Origin of the sequence: Rhodococcus sp. EPR-134, from assembly GCF_001647205.1 — a bacterium.
GTDB classification, from domain to species: Bacteria; Actinomycetota; Actinomycetes; order Mycobacteriales; family Mycobacteriaceae; genus Rhodococcus_F; species Rhodococcus_F qingshengii.
Map to the genome: position 1 here is coordinate 1 of NZ_LVCT01000263.1, position 15,754 is coordinate 15,754.

The 15,754-nt window shown below is 61.4% G+C and carries 12 protein-coding genes; 9 read left to right on the plus strand and 3 right to left on the minus strand.

The features are described 5' to 3' along the window. The 5 genes from A2J01_RS11760 to A2J01_RS11780 all read left to right on the plus strand — a co-directional run. Nucleotides 1–284: HypC/HybG/HupF family hydrogenase formation chaperone (locus tag A2J01_RS11760; protein ID WP_156519248.1), on the plus strand; the 284-nt coding region annotated here is incomplete at its 5' end. After that, entirely contained in the window at nucleotides 281–1,393 is a 1,113-nt protein-coding gene (gene hypD, locus A2J01_RS11765) for a hydrogenase formation protein HypD (protein WP_007735088.1), read from the plus strand. The genes A2J01_RS11760 and hypD, both read left to right, overlap by 4 nt. Beyond that, the gene (gene hypE / locus A2J01_RS11770) at nucleotides 1,383–2,453 is read left to right on the plus strand and encodes a hydrogenase expression/formation protein HypE (protein ID WP_064112750.1); all 1,071 of its coding nucleotides are present in this window, start codon (nucleotides 1,383–1,385) and stop codon (nucleotides 2,451–2,453) included. Before hypD ends, hypE begins: the two co-directional genes overlap by 11 nt. Next, complete coding sequence (locus tag A2J01_RS11775; protein WP_064112751.1) at nucleotides 2,453–3,202, plus strand: DUF6390 family protein; 750 nt, start codon at nucleotides 2,453–2,455, stop codon at nucleotides 3,200–3,202. The genes hypE and A2J01_RS11775 overlap by 1 nt, the downstream gene beginning before the upstream one ends. Before the next feature lie 31 nt (nucleotides 3,203–3,233). After that, a complete protein-coding gene (locus A2J01_RS11780; protein WP_064112752.1) occupies nucleotides 3,234–5,051 on the plus strand; it encodes an ABC transporter ATP-binding protein/permease in 1,818 nt (605 codons plus the stop codon). 82 nt (nucleotides 5,052–5,133) lie between these two features. Here A2J01_RS11780 and A2J01_RS11785 read toward each other — a convergent pair whose 3' ends face one another. Then, nucleotides 5,134–7,539: an ATP-binding protein gene (locus A2J01_RS11785; protein WP_082900846.1), complete on the minus strand. Its 2,406-nt coding sequence runs from the start codon at nucleotides 7,537–7,539 to the stop codon at nucleotides 5,134–5,136. 153 nt (nucleotides 7,540–7,692) lie between these two features. On the opposite strand from A2J01_RS11785, the gene A2J01_RS11790 reads away from it, so the two are divergent. The 3 genes from A2J01_RS11790 to A2J01_RS11800 all read left to right on the plus strand — a co-directional run bounded on the left by A2J01_RS11790 (nucleotide 7,693) and on the right by A2J01_RS11800 (nucleotide 11,864). Next, on the plus strand, nucleotides 7,693–9,357 hold the full coding sequence (locus tag A2J01_RS11790) for an alpha/beta hydrolase (protein ID WP_064112753.1): 1,665 nt from the start codon (nucleotides 7,693–7,695) through the stop codon (nucleotides 9,355–9,357). Nucleotides 9,358–9,460: 103 nt separating this feature from the next. Continuing rightward, entirely contained in the window at nucleotides 9,461–10,888 is a 1,428-nt protein-coding gene (locus tag A2J01_RS11795) for a hypothetical protein (protein ID WP_054827139.1), read from the plus strand. Between the two features lie 313 nt (nucleotides 10,889–11,201). Then, nucleotides 11,202–11,864, plus strand: coding sequence for a GAP family protein (locus A2J01_RS11800; protein ID WP_042450708.1), 663 nt, complete (start codon nucleotides 11,202–11,204; stop codon nucleotides 11,862–11,864). A 51-nt stretch (nucleotides 11,865–11,915) separates the two neighbouring features. On the opposite strand, the gene A2J01_RS11805 is transcribed toward A2J01_RS11800, so the two are convergent. Continuing rightward, nucleotides 11,916–13,379 carry a glycoside hydrolase family 5 protein gene (locus tag A2J01_RS11805; protein ID WP_064112754.1) on the minus strand — a complete coding sequence of 488 codons (1,464 nt, stop codon included), beginning with the start codon at nucleotides 13,377–13,379 and terminating at the stop codon, nucleotides 11,916–11,918. 176 nt (nucleotides 13,380–13,555) lie between these two features. Here A2J01_RS11805 and A2J01_RS11810 point away from each other — a divergent pair, with 176 nt between their 5' ends. Beyond that, a complete protein-coding gene (locus tag A2J01_RS11810) occupies nucleotides 13,556–14,476 on the plus strand; it encodes an alpha/beta hydrolase (RefSeq protein WP_064112755.1) in 921 nt (306 codons plus the stop codon). 16 nt (nucleotides 14,477–14,492) lie between these two features. On the opposite strand, the gene A2J01_RS11815 is transcribed toward A2J01_RS11810, so the two are convergent. Beyond that, nucleotides 14,493–15,695, minus strand: coding sequence for a PucR family transcriptional regulator (locus tag A2J01_RS11815; RefSeq protein WP_064112758.1), 1,203 nt, complete (start codon nucleotides 15,693–15,695; stop codon nucleotides 14,493–14,495). Nucleotides 15,696–15,754 lie beyond the last annotated feature (59 nt).

A 15,754-nucleotide genomic window follows, 5' to 3' on the forward strand; every position in this document is an offset into this window, starting at 1 on the left:
CGGGACGTATCGAGTCCCTGGAGGAACGCGACGGAACGACGATGTCGGTGGTGAACTTCGGTGGCGTCCGAAAAGAAGTGTGCCTCGAGTACATTCCGGGCGCCCAAGTCGGCGAGTACGTCGTGGTGCACGTCGGATTTGCCATCCAGCGACTCGACGAGGAATCCGCTCGCAGCACGCTGGCGGAATTCGAGCACCTCGGCGTACTGGAAGAGGAATTCGGTGACGGGTTCGAAAGGGCTGCCCGGGCCGCGGGGATCGAACCGAAGGAGACGGAATCATGAAATATCTGGACGAGTTCTCCGATCCGGAACTGGCCGGCAAACTGCTGGATCAGATCCGTGCGCTGGCCACACGGCGATGGGCGATCATGGAAGTGTGTGGTGGTCAGACACATTCGATCATCAGACACGGCATCGATCAATTACTTCCCCAACAGATCGAGATGATCCACGGACCCGGATGCCCGGTCTGTGTCACCCCGCTCGAGATCATCGACAAAGCTCTCGAAATCGCGGCAAGACCCGATGTCATTTTCTGCTCCTTCGGGGACATGTTGCGAGTTCCGGGGAGTTCGTCGGATCTGTTCCGCATCAAGAGCGCCGGCGGTGACGTGCGGGTGGTGTACTCACCGTTGGATGCACTGACTATTGCCAAGGAGAATCCGGGCCGGCAAGTGGTGTTCTTCGGGATCGGATTCGAGACCACCGCGCCGGCCAACGCCATGACCGTCTATCAGGCCAATCGCCTGGGTATCGAGAACTTCTCGCTACTCGTTTCGCACGTTCTGGTCCCGCCGGCGATGGCCGCGATCATGGATTCGCCAGAGTGCCGCGTGCAGGCATTTCTGGCGGCCGGGCATGTGTGCAGTGTGATGGGAACGTCGGAGTACCCGGCGCTGGCCGAGAAGTACAAGGTCCCGATCGTCGTCACCGGATTCGAGCCGCTGGATCTGCTGGAGGGCATCCGAAAGACGGTGCTGCAGTTGGAATCGGGTCGATACGAGGTCGAAAATGCCTACGCCCGTGCCGTCACCGCGCAGGGCAACACCGCAGCGAAAGCGATGCTCGAGGATGTGTTCGCCGTGTCGGACCGGACGTGGCGCGGCATCGGATCGATCCCGGACAGCGGTTGGCAGCTGGCACCGAAGTATGCGTATTTTGATGCCGAAGAGCGTTTTTCGGTGACCGATATCCACACTGACGAGTCGAGCGTCTGCCGTTCCGGAGAAGTGTTGCAAGGTTTGATCAAGCCACACGAGTGCAGTGCCTTCGGGAAGGAATGCACTCCGCGGAATCCGCTCGGTGCCACGATGGTGTCGTCCGAGGGGGCGTGCGCCGCGTACTACCTGTACCGGCGCCTGGAACTTCAGGAGGCGGGTCATGCCGGCTGAGGAGACCGCTGTCGTGGACTTGTCGGCGTGGGTCTGCCCACTGCCGCTGCGTGATTCGCCGAACATCGTCATGGGGCACGGTGGTGGAGGAGCGATGTCCGCCGAGCTCATCGAGCACCTGTTCCTGCCCTCGTTCGGAAGCGCTGCCGATGCAGAACTCGGTGACTCGGCCGTATTCGACGTCGGCGGGGTGCGGCTCGCGTTCTCGACCGACTCGTATGTCGTCAAACCCATGGTGTTTCCCGGCGGAACTATCGGCGATCTCGCTGTCAACGGAACGGTGAACGACCTGGCGATGACTGGAGCGCAGCCATTGGTGATGTCGACGGCATTCATCCTGGAAGAAGGGACGGCACTGACCGACATCGCGGGAATCGCGAAGGCGCTCGGTGAGGCCGCGCACGTTGCCGGCGTTCGGCTGGTGACAGGTGATACCAAGGTCGTCGATGCCGGTCACGGCGACGGAGTCTTCATCAACACCGCAGGAATCGGGATTGTCGCAGACGGGGTGGACATCAGCCCCACTCGCGCACAAGTGGGTGACGTCGTGATCGTCAGCGGCGACATCGGCGTTCACGGCGTGGCCGTGATGAGTTGTCGCGAAGGTCTGGAATTCGGGACCGAAGTGCGCAGTGATTGTGCGGCCCTGAACGGCGTGGTGGCCGACATGATTGCCACCGGTGTCGACATCCACGTCCTGCGCGACCCTACGCGGGGCGGAGTCGCCGCGACCCTCAACGAGATCGCTCAGGCGTCGAACATCGGGGTTGCGCTGGTGGAGCGAGATCTGCCGATTCCCGCTGACGTGCGCGACGCCTGTGGGCTACTCGGCTTGGATCCGTTGTACGTCGCAAACGAGGGCAAGTTGATCGCTTTCGTTCCACGCGAAGATGCCGCCCTGGTTCTGGAAGCGATGCACGGCAATCCACTGAGTATGGGAGCCGCCGTGATCGGGGAGTGCGTGGCCGAACATCGCACAATGGTGGTGGCGCGTACGGCATTGGGAGGCAATCGGGTAGTGGATTTGCCGGCAGGTGAACAACTTCCTCGGATCTGCTGATGACTGCCGTCGGTATGAACGGGCCGGCGTTGTTTGCCCGCTACGCGTATCCGCCGAACGAGTTGGGTTACTGCGGACCCGACGATCCTTCAGTGCTGCTTCGTCTGGCCAGCGGCAACTCGGGCAGCGGCGACCGTGATCACGCTCGTCAATTCGACGGTGCGTGGCCGTACCTCGAGGCATTGGCTGTAGGAGCGGGCATCGACGACCCCCTGGATTCGCGAGTGATCGAAGCCTATTGGGTGGGAGGTGATCTCCTCGACTCTCTCGATTCGGGGAAGTTGTTACAGCACTTGAGGGGGGCATTCGGTGAACGCGAGAACACCGGGTTCCTCCCCGTCCTCGGGGGTCGGGACCGCGCGCTCGCGCACCACAGTTTTCACGTATTTCTGGTGTATCCGTGGGTCAAGCTTCTTCGGAAGCACGGTGCGGTCCCACTGTCCGTCCTCCAGAACTGCCGGATCAGATGGGGAGTGGTCGAGGACGTCGGCGAGGAGCATGCATTGGTGGTTTCGTCCCCGCTCGAGTTCGACGGTGAGCAACTCGCACGCGGCCGACCGGCAACGCAGAGAGTGCGGTGGAGGGTCGAGGGCAACGCGCTTGCGGCGATGCCCGTCCCCGGCGCTGTGGTGACGATGCACTGGGATTGGGTGTGCGACAGGATAACGGCAGAGCAATCACGTGCATTGGATGCCGCGGAAGACTCGGGATTGCGGATCGCGAACCGAATGCTGTCGACCGATATGTGATCGTCAGTTCCCCTCCAGGACGGAGGCTACGGTGAATTGGGGTAGCGCGGTAACGGACAGCGCACTGTGGTTGGCAGAGGCATATGCGATCACGGTAGTGGTTCTCGTCGTCACCGCGCTGCTGCTTGCTCGGTATACCGTCTGGGGCAACCAGTTTCGGCGAATGGCTTGGCCCTACTTCGATCCCCGGCGCACCGTCATTCCGCTGTCGATTCTCGCGTTACTGCTGCTGCTCACGATATTCGGTGTCCGCGTGACGGTGTTGTTCTCGTACTGGTACAAGGATTTCTACGACGCCATTCAGAACCTCGACGAAACCGCTTTCTGGCACTACCTGCGAGTGTTCGCGATATTGGCCGCAGTCCACGTCGCTAGCTCACTCGTCGTCTACCTGGTGGGCCAAACACTCGATATCAATTGGCGCAGTTGGCTCAATGACACATTGACCGACGATTGGCTCGACGGCCGCGCCTACTATCGCGGAAACTTCCTGGAGAACCCCGTCGACAATCCGGACCAACGTATTCAGGCAGACATCACCGCATTCGCGACGTCGTCCCGCACGTTGTCCATGGGCGCCGTCGCCGCAATGGTCTCGATCGTCAGCTTAACCAAGATCCTGTGGGATCTGTCCGGGCCGTTGACTGTTTTCGGTGCCGAGATTCCGCGAGCGATGATCTTTCTCGTCTACATCTACGTGTTGGTGACCACGGCACTCGCATTCTGGATCGGCCGGCCTTTGATCATGCTGAACTTCTTGAACGAGAAACTCGGCGCCACCTTCCGGTACGCGTTGGTTCGACTACGGGAGTACGGCGAAAGCATCGCCTTCTATCGCGGAGAGAACGTCGAACGACGCACGCTCGGACTACGTTTTGCTGCAGTGATCCGCAATATGTGGGCGATCGTCTTCCGGACGCTCAAGTTCAGTGGCTTCAATCTGGCAGTGGATCAGACAGCGGTGGTGTTTCCGTTTCTGGTCCAGGGATCTCGATTGTTCAGCGGGCAGATCACTTTCGGCGACGTGATGCAAACTGCTCAAGCATTCGGCCAGGTGCACAATTCGTTGTCGTTCTTTCGAGAGTCCTATGCCGATTTTGCAAGTTTCCGGGCCACACTGATCCGTTTGACCGGGCTCGCCGATGCCAATCGTCGTGCCCGCGCACTTCCCGTGCTCGACGCGTTCTCCGCTGGCAGTCATTTGGTTGTTCGGGGACTCGACGTGCGCACGCCGGTTGGTGAGGCGTTGATCTCCGAACTCGACATGTCACTGGGGCCCGGCGATGCACTGCTGGTGAAGGGTCCGTCGGGTAGCGGCAAAACCACGCTGCTCCGCAGCATCGCGCAGTTGTGGCCGTACACAAACGGTTCCGTGACCACCCCGGTCGGAGACGTCCTGTTCCTCTCACAACGGCCATACCTACCATTGGGTTCTCTGCGCGCGGGTTTGGTATATCCGGACCAGTTGCCCTCAGGTCAGCCGAACACCGGGCGCTCGAACTTCGACGACCGCAGGCTCCACGACGCGCTCGCCGAGGTGCATCTCGCACATTTGATCGGTCGGCTCGACGAGCCGGCTGATTGGACTCGAATTCTGTCGCCGGGCGAACAACAACGGTTGGCGTTCGCCCGAGTCCTCCTGATCCGACCGCGAACCGCATTTCTCGACGAGGCGACATCCGGAATCGACGAAGGCCTCGAGTACACGCTCTACGACATCCTTCGCCGTGAACTGCCCGACAGCATCATTGTCAGCGTCGGGCATCGCAGCACTCTCGACGTTTTTCACAATCGACAACTCGAACTGCGCGGTGCGGGACACTGGACTCTCGCTGATCACGAAGGCTGAGAAAACTTTCGACGGTCGGATTCTTGCGACAGGATTCGGCCGGGTTACCCGCCGCGCCGCGATCGATCGAAGACACCGACCGTCACGAGGTCGAAGGGTTGCGGAAGTCGTTTGTGCGCTGGAGCACCCAGGCCGCAATCCTGGTGCGCGAGCCGTACCCCAGTTTGTTCAGTATGTGATCGACGTGGCCGTCGACAGTGCGCTGAGAAATGACCAGCTTGTCCGCGATTGCTCGGTTTGTCAGGCCCTGTGCGACGAGTTCGGCCACCTGCTGCTCCCGCGGAGTCAGCACTTCGTCGGCCGCCGATTTCGGTGATCCACCGGGCGGTTGCTCTCTCAGCGCGCGGGCCGCTGCGTCGTCGAGAGTCAGAGCTCGTCCATGATCGAATGCTGTTTGAAACACCCTGTCTCCGAGCCGGTTACGAGCCTCGGTCACGCTGTTTTCGTGGTACGGGACCATGCTCCTGAAGGTGTCCATCGGGCTGCCCGTGGCGGTGAACAGCGTGTTGGCAGCTCCCATCAGTGTGGCTGCCAGCTTTGCGTCCCGGTCGACAAGCGTCCACGCGATTTCCTCGAGGCACCATGCACATCCGAACTGGTTACCCAGCCCTCGCAGCAATCGGAGAGAATCTTCGAGTAGCTCGATACCGCGAGCGTGGTTGCCATGACGCCACAGGGCGGATCCGTAGTCCGACATCGTCATCGACCGCCACAAGATTTCGCCGCGCGATTCGGTGAGGGCCAACTCCTCCTCGTAAATACTTGCAGCCCGGTCGGTTTCGCCGAGTGCGTCGACGACGAAGGCGAACCAGTAGAGCGCGGGTACCAGACGGGCGATGTCGTCGTTTGCCCGGAATGCTGCGACAGCCTGCTCCAGGTACTCGGCGCCGCGCACGAGATCGCCGTCGGCGACCGCGACGAATCCGAGCGTGTACCGCGCCAGTATGCATCCGTCGTCGTTCCGCTGCATCTCGGCCTGTCGCCGAGCCTCTTCGGCAATGCTTGTCGCCGAAGCGATATCTCGTTGGAGGGCTGCCAGCAGTGCGCCTGTCGCGGCGGCCTCGACTACCGCGTCACCGAGAGTGCCCTCGGTCAGTTCGGGCACCTCGGCCAGGGCGCGACCCAACCAGTAGCGACCTTCGTTGAATCGACCACGTGCAAGCCAGTAATCATGCAGAGCACTTGCGGTACGCAATGTGGCTTCGACCGAGTCGGGTTCGGTCAGACCGAATTCCAACGCGGTGCGCACGTTGGGTAAGTCGCGGTCGATCCGCGTCATCCAGTCGATTTGGTGCGGCCCCGTCCAGTCGACTCCGGCGCGGAAGACGAGTTGCCTGAACCACTCACTGTGCCTGCGCTGCAGCGAGACCCACTCGTCGACTGACACCAGTTCACGCCCGTAGTCGCGAAGAGTCTCGAGTAGGCGGTAGCGGACGTACGAGCCGTTTTGTTCACGGATGAGGATCGACTTGTCGACAAGGGACATCACGAGATCGCCCAAGTCGTCGTTCTGTGCTTCGTCGGCGAGAATTCCTTCGACGGACCCGAGATCGAAGCTACCCGCAAATACGCTCGAGTTCGCCCACAACGACTTCTCCGGCGGCGTACACAGATCGAAGCTCCAGTCGATACTCTGTGCAAGCGTCTGTTGACGCGCTGGAGCGTTCCGGCTGCCCCGCGTCAGCAGTTGGAAGCGGTCGTCGAGTTTTTGCAGGATCTGATCGACCGACATCGCCCTCAGTCGGGCAGCCGCCAACTCGATCGGCAGCGGTAGTCCTTCCAACCGGCGGACGATCTTCTCCACAGCCGCGCTGTTCTCGCTGGTGATGCGGAAGTCCGTCACGGAGGAACGTGCCCGCTGCTCGAACAGCATCATCGCATCACCATCGCGGGTGTCGGTTGGCGACGGCGCCTCGTTGGGAAATCGCAGAGGCGGTACCCGTAATACCATCTCGCCGGGAATGTCGAGCGGTTCTCGGCTGGTCGCCAGAAGTGCCAATCGGGCACAGCACCGGAGAAGTTCGGCGGCGGTGTCGGCAACCCAGCCGATGAGGTGTTCGCAATTGTCCAGAACAAGCAGGACACGTTCGTCGACGAGACGGCCGATCAGTACCGATCGCGGTGACCGCGTAGATCGGTCTTGTACTCCGAGTGCGGCAAGAATCGTCTGATCGAGAAGTGCCGGCTCCCGCAGTTCGCTGAAGTCGACGAACCAGACGCCCCCGGGGAACGCACGGGAGGAATCATCGGCGGCACGGAGCGCCAAGCGGGTTTTGCCGACCCCACCCAGGCCCGTAAGGGTCACAAGCCGGTAGTCCGACAGCAGGCGTCGGACTTCTTTGGCCTCGGACCGACGACCGACGAAACTGCTCAGTTCGATCGGTAGGTTTCCTCGTTTTGCCGCCATGAGAATCGCGCCGAATTTGTACGTGCAGAGTGGATTGACCCCACACAGTGTACGCGGAATCGCGTGTGTGAAATCTGTCAACGCACCACCGGTGTTCGCCCGTGATTGCCGTTGGGCCGAAGCTTTTCGGTGCATGACGCGGAATAGCGAACACTTTCCACCGACGTAGTTCGCGCCTCATTCGAAAGGGATGAGAGGCGCATTTCATCTTTCTGGCGCACTTACGATTCGGGCATGAAACGTGTGTGGGAAGGTGTGCGGCGCTACGGCAAGACACTGCACTCGGTCGGGTTGTCGTTCGGTCTGGTGTTTTTCGTCCTCTCGATGAGCCCGTCCCTCTTACCGCGCGCGTGGTACCTGCAGGGCGTGGCAACCGGTATTTCCGTCGCCACCGGGTACGGCATCGGTGTGAGCGTGGCGTGGATGATCCGCAAATGCGGAGTCGAACCGACATGGTCGGACCGGACCAAGCGGATCGGTTGGGCCGTACTCGCCGTACTGGCAGTGATATTGGTGCCTCTTTTTCTGATCTTGGGTTCATGGTGGCAGCAGATCGTCCGTGATCTGGTCGAGGCGCCTCGCGTGAACCGGGCGAACTATCTTCTGGTGCTGCTGATTTCGCTGGTGGTGTGGTTGATCTTGTTGGAGGCGGGTCGCGGTCTGCGGCATCTCACCAGAGGGCTCGCTGCCGTTGCTCTGCGGTTTGTTCCCAAGGAAGCAGCGAAAGTCGCGAGCTTGGTCGTCGTCTTCGCGTTGGCGATCTTCGTCGTCAACGGTGCCCTCTACAACGGGCTCATCGCTTTTGCGAACTGGAGTTTCTCCGGCGCGGACAACGACACGCCCGATGGTATCGACCAGCCTCTGATCGCCGAACGCAGTGGTTCACCCATGTCTGCCGAGGCATGGGATTCGCTGGGCAAGGAGGGTCGCACTTTCATGGGTAGCGGGCCGTCTGCGGTGCAGATTTCCGCGCTGACCGGCCGGGACGCGAAGCAACCCATCCGCGTGTACGCCGGCCGTGAGTCGTCGGATTCCGTCGACGGTGTCGCGCAGCGGGTCGTCAACGAACTCGAGCGCACCGGCGGCTTCGACCGTGCCGTCCTGGCAGTAGTGACCACCACCGGCCGCGGCTGGGTGAACGACGACGTGGCGTCCGCTTTCGAATACGTCCAGGGCGGCGATACCGCCATCGCGGCGATGCAGTACTCGTTCCTTCCCAGCCCTTTGGCATTCATCGCCGATCGCGAAACCCCGATGGCCGCAGGCCGGGCGCTGTTCAACTCTGTCTATGCGAAGTGGATCGATCTGCCGCTCGACAAGCGCCCCAAGCTTGTCGTTTTCGGCGAGAGCCTCGGATCGTACGGGGGACAGGCCGCGTTCGCGGGAGCACAGGACATGGCGACGCGGGTGGATGGGGCGTTGTGGTCGGGGACTCCGAACTTCACCGCTCAATGGCAGGAGATCACCAGCAGTCGTGACTCCGGCTCACGGGAAGCCGTGCCGGTGATCGACGACGGGCAGTCGATTCGTTTCGCTGCCTATCCGGAGGATCTCGAACTGGATGCGCCGTGGAACGACTCGCGCGTCGTGGACTGGCAGCACGCCAGCGACCCAATCGTCTGGTGGTCTTTCGACCTGCTTCTGAACAAGCCGGACTGGCTTGCCGAGCCTCTCGGCCGTGATGTCGATCCGGGAATGACGTGGATACCGTTCGTGACATTCTGGCAGGTGACACTCGACATGGTCTTCTCGGCGGACGTTCCGCCAGGTCACGGGCACAACTACGGTGCCGAGGCGGCGGACATGTGGGCGCGGATCCTGCACCCCGACAACTGGTCTCAGTCGGACACCGACGCGATTCGCGGTGCTCTGACGAACGACTTTCAACCCACCAAGTAGTAGTGCGGAGTGCGGACCTCGTGACGGTCTCTCGTCGTTGGACCGGGAGTAGTCGCTCTAGATCGTTCTATCACTGTTTGTCAGCTATCTAACAAGGAGCGCGATGCATTCATCAAGAACACTCGTAGCTGCGGTGGCGCTGAGCGCGATCACTGTATTTGCCGGGGCTGGGTCCGCGGTTGCCGCGCCGGCGGTCGGATCTGTCGATTTCGGTTCGTCGAGCGGATCCGGATCAGGAACCGGTTCGGCTAGCGGATCCGAATCTGGTTCTGTCGATTTCGGATCCGGCGGACCGGACGTCGAGCATCCGGTGTCGACCTGCTTCTGGTCCGTGCCGATCAATCCCGAGCGCGCGGACCCACAGCTCAACTACGCCTTTCCTGACACTGCGGCGATTTACTGGGCTGCGCAGTTCACAATCCCCGAGAACGCCGAGTTGGTTATCCGAGGGCAGTATGCGCATGCGCGCTATCAGTCGTTGAACTCGTACAACGCGGCAACCGCGATGCCGACCGCCGTCCTCAATGACATTTCGACAGCTCCCGACGCAGGTTCGCGCAACACCTATCTTCCCGGTGCCGATCGATCGAACGAAAGTGCCAGGTCGTACACGGCTTCCGTCCTCAACGAGGCCTCGCCTGCTGAGCCGAAACCCAACACCTTGTATGCCGGTGTGCCAGGTCAGGACCGGATAAGCCTGCTTTATCGCATCTACCTGCCGGACAACGGGCGTGATCTCACCGGCGGCGTTGGACTGCCGGAGCCAGAGCTGCACCTTTCCGGTGGTCAGGTGTTGCGCGGGCAGGATCTGTGTTCAGCGGTCGGTGCGGACAACGGAATCTTGAAGCCGGCTTCGCTGCCGCTGGACACGTACAAGGCATTGCGTGACCAACCGGGCAAGCCTGCGACATTCCCTTCCGAGCAGACACCAGTCTGGCGGGCGTACTACAGCGCCGAGTTCACGCTCGGCTGTACCTATCTCGGCAAATGCGATGGCACACCCCAGCGGGTGGGCGGGCAGTACTCCAACATCGACAACAGCTACGTCACCGCCGAAGTCAACCGTGGGTTCGGCGAAGTTCTAGTACTTCGGGGAGAGTTGCCGAGGACTCCGAAGACGACAGGCGGCGCAAAGAATCTCGACAGCGCAGTCGACATGCGGTTCTGGTCGATGTGCAGCAATGAATCGCTGGCAACGACGAAGGTAGCGACGTGTCTGTTCGACGAGCAGATGGCCACTGATGCGGATGGTCGCTACACGATTGTCGCGTCGCTCCCTGAAGACCGACCCGCAAACGCTACGAAGGAATGTGGGGTGTCATGGCTTTCGCTCTCGCCGGCCGGTGACGGCGCAGGGCACCCCGACGATTCCCTCTTGATCATGCGGAACATGCTGCCGGCCAAGGACTTCAGCCACGCTGCACACGACACCAAGACGCCCGGTGACGAGAAGGCAGTGATGGGAGAGTATCTGCCGGACGGGCAATATACGTCCAAGCTCGCGTTCGAGGGCAGTGGCTGCGCGAAGTAACCCGTCTTTACGCGTGAGGTCACTACTCGAGATTGTGTCTGGTGATCCTCCTCGATAATGTCGGCTGCGCTCTGCTGCGAGCGCAGCCGACACACCGTTGACCAAGTCTTTTCGCGATCTTCGGTGGGGAATCGGGGCCTGCGGTTCAGGCACTCATCCCTTTCGAATGAGGCATCAACTACGCAGGCGCTCGCAGTGTCAGCATTGTCGCGCAGCGGTATCAGCTGTGCTCTGTTGTCCGTCGTGGCGGACAGGGGCGGCTTTTCTCGCCTACCGCCTATCCTGCTTGCCGCAATCAGAAATGAGTTTTGACATGGGTTCCGTTGTCGGAGAACTTCTCCCGTTGGCCGTCGGTGTCGCCGTGTCGCCGGTGGCCGTCATCGCCACCATCTTGATGTTGCTCTCCAAGCGAGCGGGTAGCACCAGCGCCGGGTTCGCGGTGGGCTGGTTACTCGGAATCTTCATCGCTACAGTTTTTTTCGTCATCTTGTCCAGTGCCGTCAGCACGTCAGACGACGGACCGTCCGCCACGGTTTCGTGGATCAAACTAGCTCTCGGTGTCCTCCTGTTGGCCGTCGGGGTCAAGCAGTGGCGGGGGCGCAGCGGCGAGCACGAAACACCGAAGTGGATGCAAGCCGTCGACGAGATGACCGCGGTCAAGGGATTGGGCCTTGGATTCGCGCTCGCCGCGATCAACCCGAAGAACCTGCTCATGTGCATCGCGGCCGGAGTGTCGATCGGCTCGGCGTCGTTGGCGACCAGCGGAGCGATCACCTCGATTCTCGTCTTCACGGTCATCGCCAGTTCAACTGTCGCGATCCCGGTCATCGGATACTTGGTGGCTGCTGATCGCCTGCGAAAGCCGTTGGCCAATCTCAAAGTCTGGCTCCAGGACAACAACACCACGGTGATGAGTGTGTTGATCTTGGTCGTCGGAGTTGTTTTGATCGGCAAGGGAATTGGCGGAATCTTCTGATACCCGCTCTTTCGCGTGGTGTGAACGCGCGATTCCCGGATGATCGTTCGATCAGGCGCGCTTGACCGCGTAGTCGCCGTCGGCGTGACCGATCAGTTGCCATCCGCCCTCGATCGGGGACAGTCGGACGTCGGAGAGATTCGTGGTCTCGAGCTGTGGCCGGTCGGTGCCGGGGTACCAGGCCTCGACCCGTCCGGTGCCGCTCCCGTCAAACCCGTCACGCGATACCTCCGTCAGCGTGCCGGGCGCTGCCCGCGGATACGCTCGCGAGAGTGGCGCGGCGAATCCCTCTACGAGCCCGAGTGATTCACCGGACGGGCAGTCGATGCGATTCAGATTTCCCTGCGGCTGGTGGGTATTGCCGTCGCGAACCGGGTGGGGGTCACCGCACGCTTGTGTCCACGACCACCACGCGCCGCCCATCCGGTACCTGTCGGTGGCATCGACGAAGCGGTCGACGTCTGCTCTCTGCTCGCCGGCGTCGCCGAACCAACCCCATTCACCTGTCCACAACGGTGCGTCGTACCAGGCGGCAGCGAGGTCGGCGATCTTGAATCCGTCTTCGATTCCGGGAAATTCGCTACTGACCGTTATCGATTCGCTGTAGAGATGGGGCGAGAAGACCACCAGGGGATCGGTCAGGTAATGGCGTGGAGGCAGCGCGTCGAGGCCGAAAGCCGACCAGATCGCGCTGGGCTCGAAGAACACGAGGTGTGGAAATCCTCCTGCTTCGGCCTGTCTGATGGCGTCGGTGGCCCGCTTGTAGAACTGCCCGATCTGATCAGCTGCCGTGAATGGATCGCGCAGGCCGGGGTTCGGTTCGTTCAACAGGTCGTATCCGGCTACAGCTGGTTCGTCTTTGAACTCGGCAGCCAACCGCGCCCACGTCGCGACGAGGCGACTCTGGATTCCTTGCTCGTCGTCGTAGAACGCCTGGAAGGCATGGGCGATCGCGGGTGCGGCTTCCCTGAGTCCACCGATGTTGCAGGTTGTCCATCCGCCGGTCAGGGTTGCCCACTCGGGTGCGCCGTCCCAGCCGACTCCCGGCCGCATGAATGACGGGCACGACTGGTCGCTCGGAGTGCCGACGTACGGGCCCCATGCATCCTGATGCATGTCGAGAACGGTGTAGATGCCGTGGTCTTTTGCATCCTCGACCGCTACTCGAACGCGGTCGACGTACGCAGTGTCGAATGCACCGCGGGTCGGTTCCAGGAGGGACCACGCGACGTTGAGCCGGACGACGTTGAAGCCCAGCGCTGCCATCTGCGCGAAGTCCGTTCTTCCCAGCGGCGTAACGGTGGGTAGACCGGTGCCGTTGGTTGCGTAGTCATTGAGACCGTTGGCGTTCGCGCCGCGGAGCAACACCGTTCGTCCGTCGACGTCCTTGATCGTTCGATCTGCGACGGTCAGTTGGGGGAGAGTCCAGCCCGGATCCGGTGGTGCAGCGTTCGCCGCCGGAGTTGCAATCTGGAGGACCAGGATTGCGAGGGTGGCAAGCAACAGCGCACGCATCCATCGACCTTTCTAGACAAACGTCCAATTCCGAGTCGAGGCTAGCGTGAGAAGACCCGTTTCCGGCGCGGTTTGCTCATACCTGTCACGGCCCCGCGTTGCCGAGAACACGTCGGACACGTGCTCCTGCTGGAGGTGTCATCATTGTCGACAAGTCTCGACCCGAGGGAGCCCTGGTGAAGCTTGCATTGACTGATCTGATCGAACAAATGCCTCGTGACGATTTGGCGAGTACGCGAGCGTTCTATGCGTCGCGGCCTGCCGGTGTCGGTCCGAGTTCCCTGCAAGAACTGCTTGTGGTGCGAGCATCCAGGGTGGTTGATCCCACGGCGAGCCGGGCTGTTGAACACACACTCGACATCGAGGGCCGATCCGTTTCGGTGCGCGTAGTCACTCCGAAAGACGGCGATGTCAACGGGGTCTATCTGTATCTTCCGGGTGGGGGTTTCTACATGAGTTCAGCGGCCAGCGCTGACGCCCGAAGCATGAGACTTGCCGACGAGGTCGGGGTGGTAGTGGTTACCGTCGATTACCGGCTTGCACCGGAATTCCCTTGGCCGGCAGCGCCGGACGATTGTGAGGCAGTCGCCTTGTGGCTGCTTGATGTCGCTGCCGAACGGTTCGGGACGACCAGGCTCGCCATCGGTGGCATGTCGGCGGGAGCAACCTTGGTGACGACGACGTTGCTGCGCCTTCGTGATCGAGGTCTGGCCAAGGCATTTTCGGGTGCGGTGCTGGAAGCGGGCACGTACGACGTCAGTGCCCAGACTCCCGCGGGCCGCACCATCAGCGACGAATACTTCATCGAAGCCTACGTCGGCTATGTCGATGATCGCACTCTCCCGGATATTTCTCCGACATTCGGCGACCTCAGCGGCCTGCCGCCGACCCTCGTTGTCGTTGGATCAGAAGACGTGGTCCTGGCAGAGAACCTTGCCATGGTGGCGCGACTGTCGGCGGCCGGAAACGACGTCGACTTGCGTCTCTATCCTGATGTCCCGCATGGATTTACAAACCATCCAACGCCTGTTGCCCGCCGCGCTGCGTCGGATATGGGTGCCTGGCTTGGGCAATGTCTCGACGGCGAGTCGGAGTGACAAGCACGGGCGCGGTTCAGCGTGCCGAGGACACGCGGCGCGTGTTCGGTGTCAGATGGTGGTCGAGCGTTCGGCGATGAAACAGTTCGAGGCTCACGATAGATTTCATCAGGCCGTCGAGGGTTCGCGCATCCCATCCGGTCAGATGCTGCCAGCGGTCGAGTCGATACGTGACAGAGTTCGCATGTAGGTGGATGTCACGGGCGGCAGCGCTGACGGAGAACCCGCTTCGGGCGAAGGCGCGGACGGCATCCATCAGATGTGAGTGCTGTTCGGCCACGGACGCCCCAGCCTGTAGAAGCGGCAGCAGCTCGTCCTGGTGGGTGGCAAGAGTGGCGATGAGCCATTCGTCGGCAAAACTGACCGTCGTGCCCGGCGCTGTCGCCAACTGCAATGTGCGCTCGGCGTCTTTGATGCTTTGAGCTGCGCCGACGAGCCCGACCCGGGGCATCCCGATACCTAGTGAAGTTCGTGGATGATCTCGCATGATTGCGTGGATGACTTCGGTTGGTTCGCCCTGACACATCACGATTACTCGGGAGCCATGTCGACTGCAATGCGCGACAGCATGCACGGAATCCAGGGTTCGTTGCAGGTTTTCCACTTGTGCTTCTGACCATTCCTCCTCGACGGCCGACAGTGCTTGGAACGATTTCTGTGTATCGAATCCGAGGGTTTGTGCCAGCTCTCGGGCGTTGCTCAGTTCCATATCCGTTGCACTGTGCAGTGTTTCGAAGAATCGGTATCGAACGCCGGCGCGGATGGCCTGCTCGCTGCGCGTTGCCTCGGAGTGTCCGACTGCGACTGCGCTCGTCGCGGCGTGAACGAGGTCCCAGAGTTTGCCGCCTGCTTGCAGCAGCTCGTGTGTTGGTTTCGTGGACCGCTGGACCATCGTGTCCCAGAGCTCACGAGATGCAATGTGATAGGTCTCGATGACATCGGAGAGGGGGAGCCCTTGCATCGCGCGACGGCGCCCGAGTTCGCGGTTTCGGTCGGTGTCTTCTGTGGTGATCGTTTCGTTCTCGGCGACGGCACACAGCATTGCGGACAACTGTTTGCGGATGTAGTTGCCTTGCTCGGCCACTGGTACCGCGGAGTAGGCCGGGAGTTCGCTGCGAATCTGTTGTACCGCGCGTTCGGTGAGCGCTTCGAGCTCGTCGGAGACCTCGCGACACAACCGACGGATCGTGTCTTCTTCTTCGACGTCGGTTACGTCCACGGGGTTACTCCTTTGTGCGTGCTTGGTCTTGCGTCCCGTGAATTTCACGAACGAGCGTC

Excerpts from the sequence above, each read along its gene's own strand:
- A2J01_RS11805 (WP_064112754.1), bottom strand. The coding sequence starts at position 13,379 with ATGCGTGCGCTGTTGCTTGCCACCCTCGCAATCCTGGTCCTCCAGATT.
- A2J01_RS11800 (WP_042450708.1), top strand. The coding sequence starts at position 11,202 with ATGGGTTCCGTTGTCGGAGAACTTCTCCCGTTGGCCGTCGGTGTCGCC.
- hypD (WP_007735088.1), top strand. The coding sequence starts at position 281 with ATGAAATATCTGGACGAGTTCTCCGATCCGGAACTGGCCGGCAAACTG.
- hypE (WP_064112750.1), top strand. The coding sequence starts at position 1,383 with ATGCCGGCTGAGGAGACCGCTGTCGTGGACTTGTCGGCGTGGGTCTGC.
- A2J01_RS11795 (WP_054827139.1), top strand. The coding sequence starts at position 9,461 with ATGCATTCATCAAGAACACTCGTAGCTGCGGTGGCGCTGAGCGCGATC.
- A2J01_RS11775 (WP_064112751.1), top strand. The coding sequence starts at position 2,453 with ATGACTGCCGTCGGTATGAACGGGCCGGCGTTGTTTGCCCGCTACGCG.
- A2J01_RS11790 (WP_064112753.1), top strand. The coding sequence starts at position 7,693 with ATGAAACGTGTGTGGGAAGGTGTGCGGCGCTACGGCAAGACACTGCAC.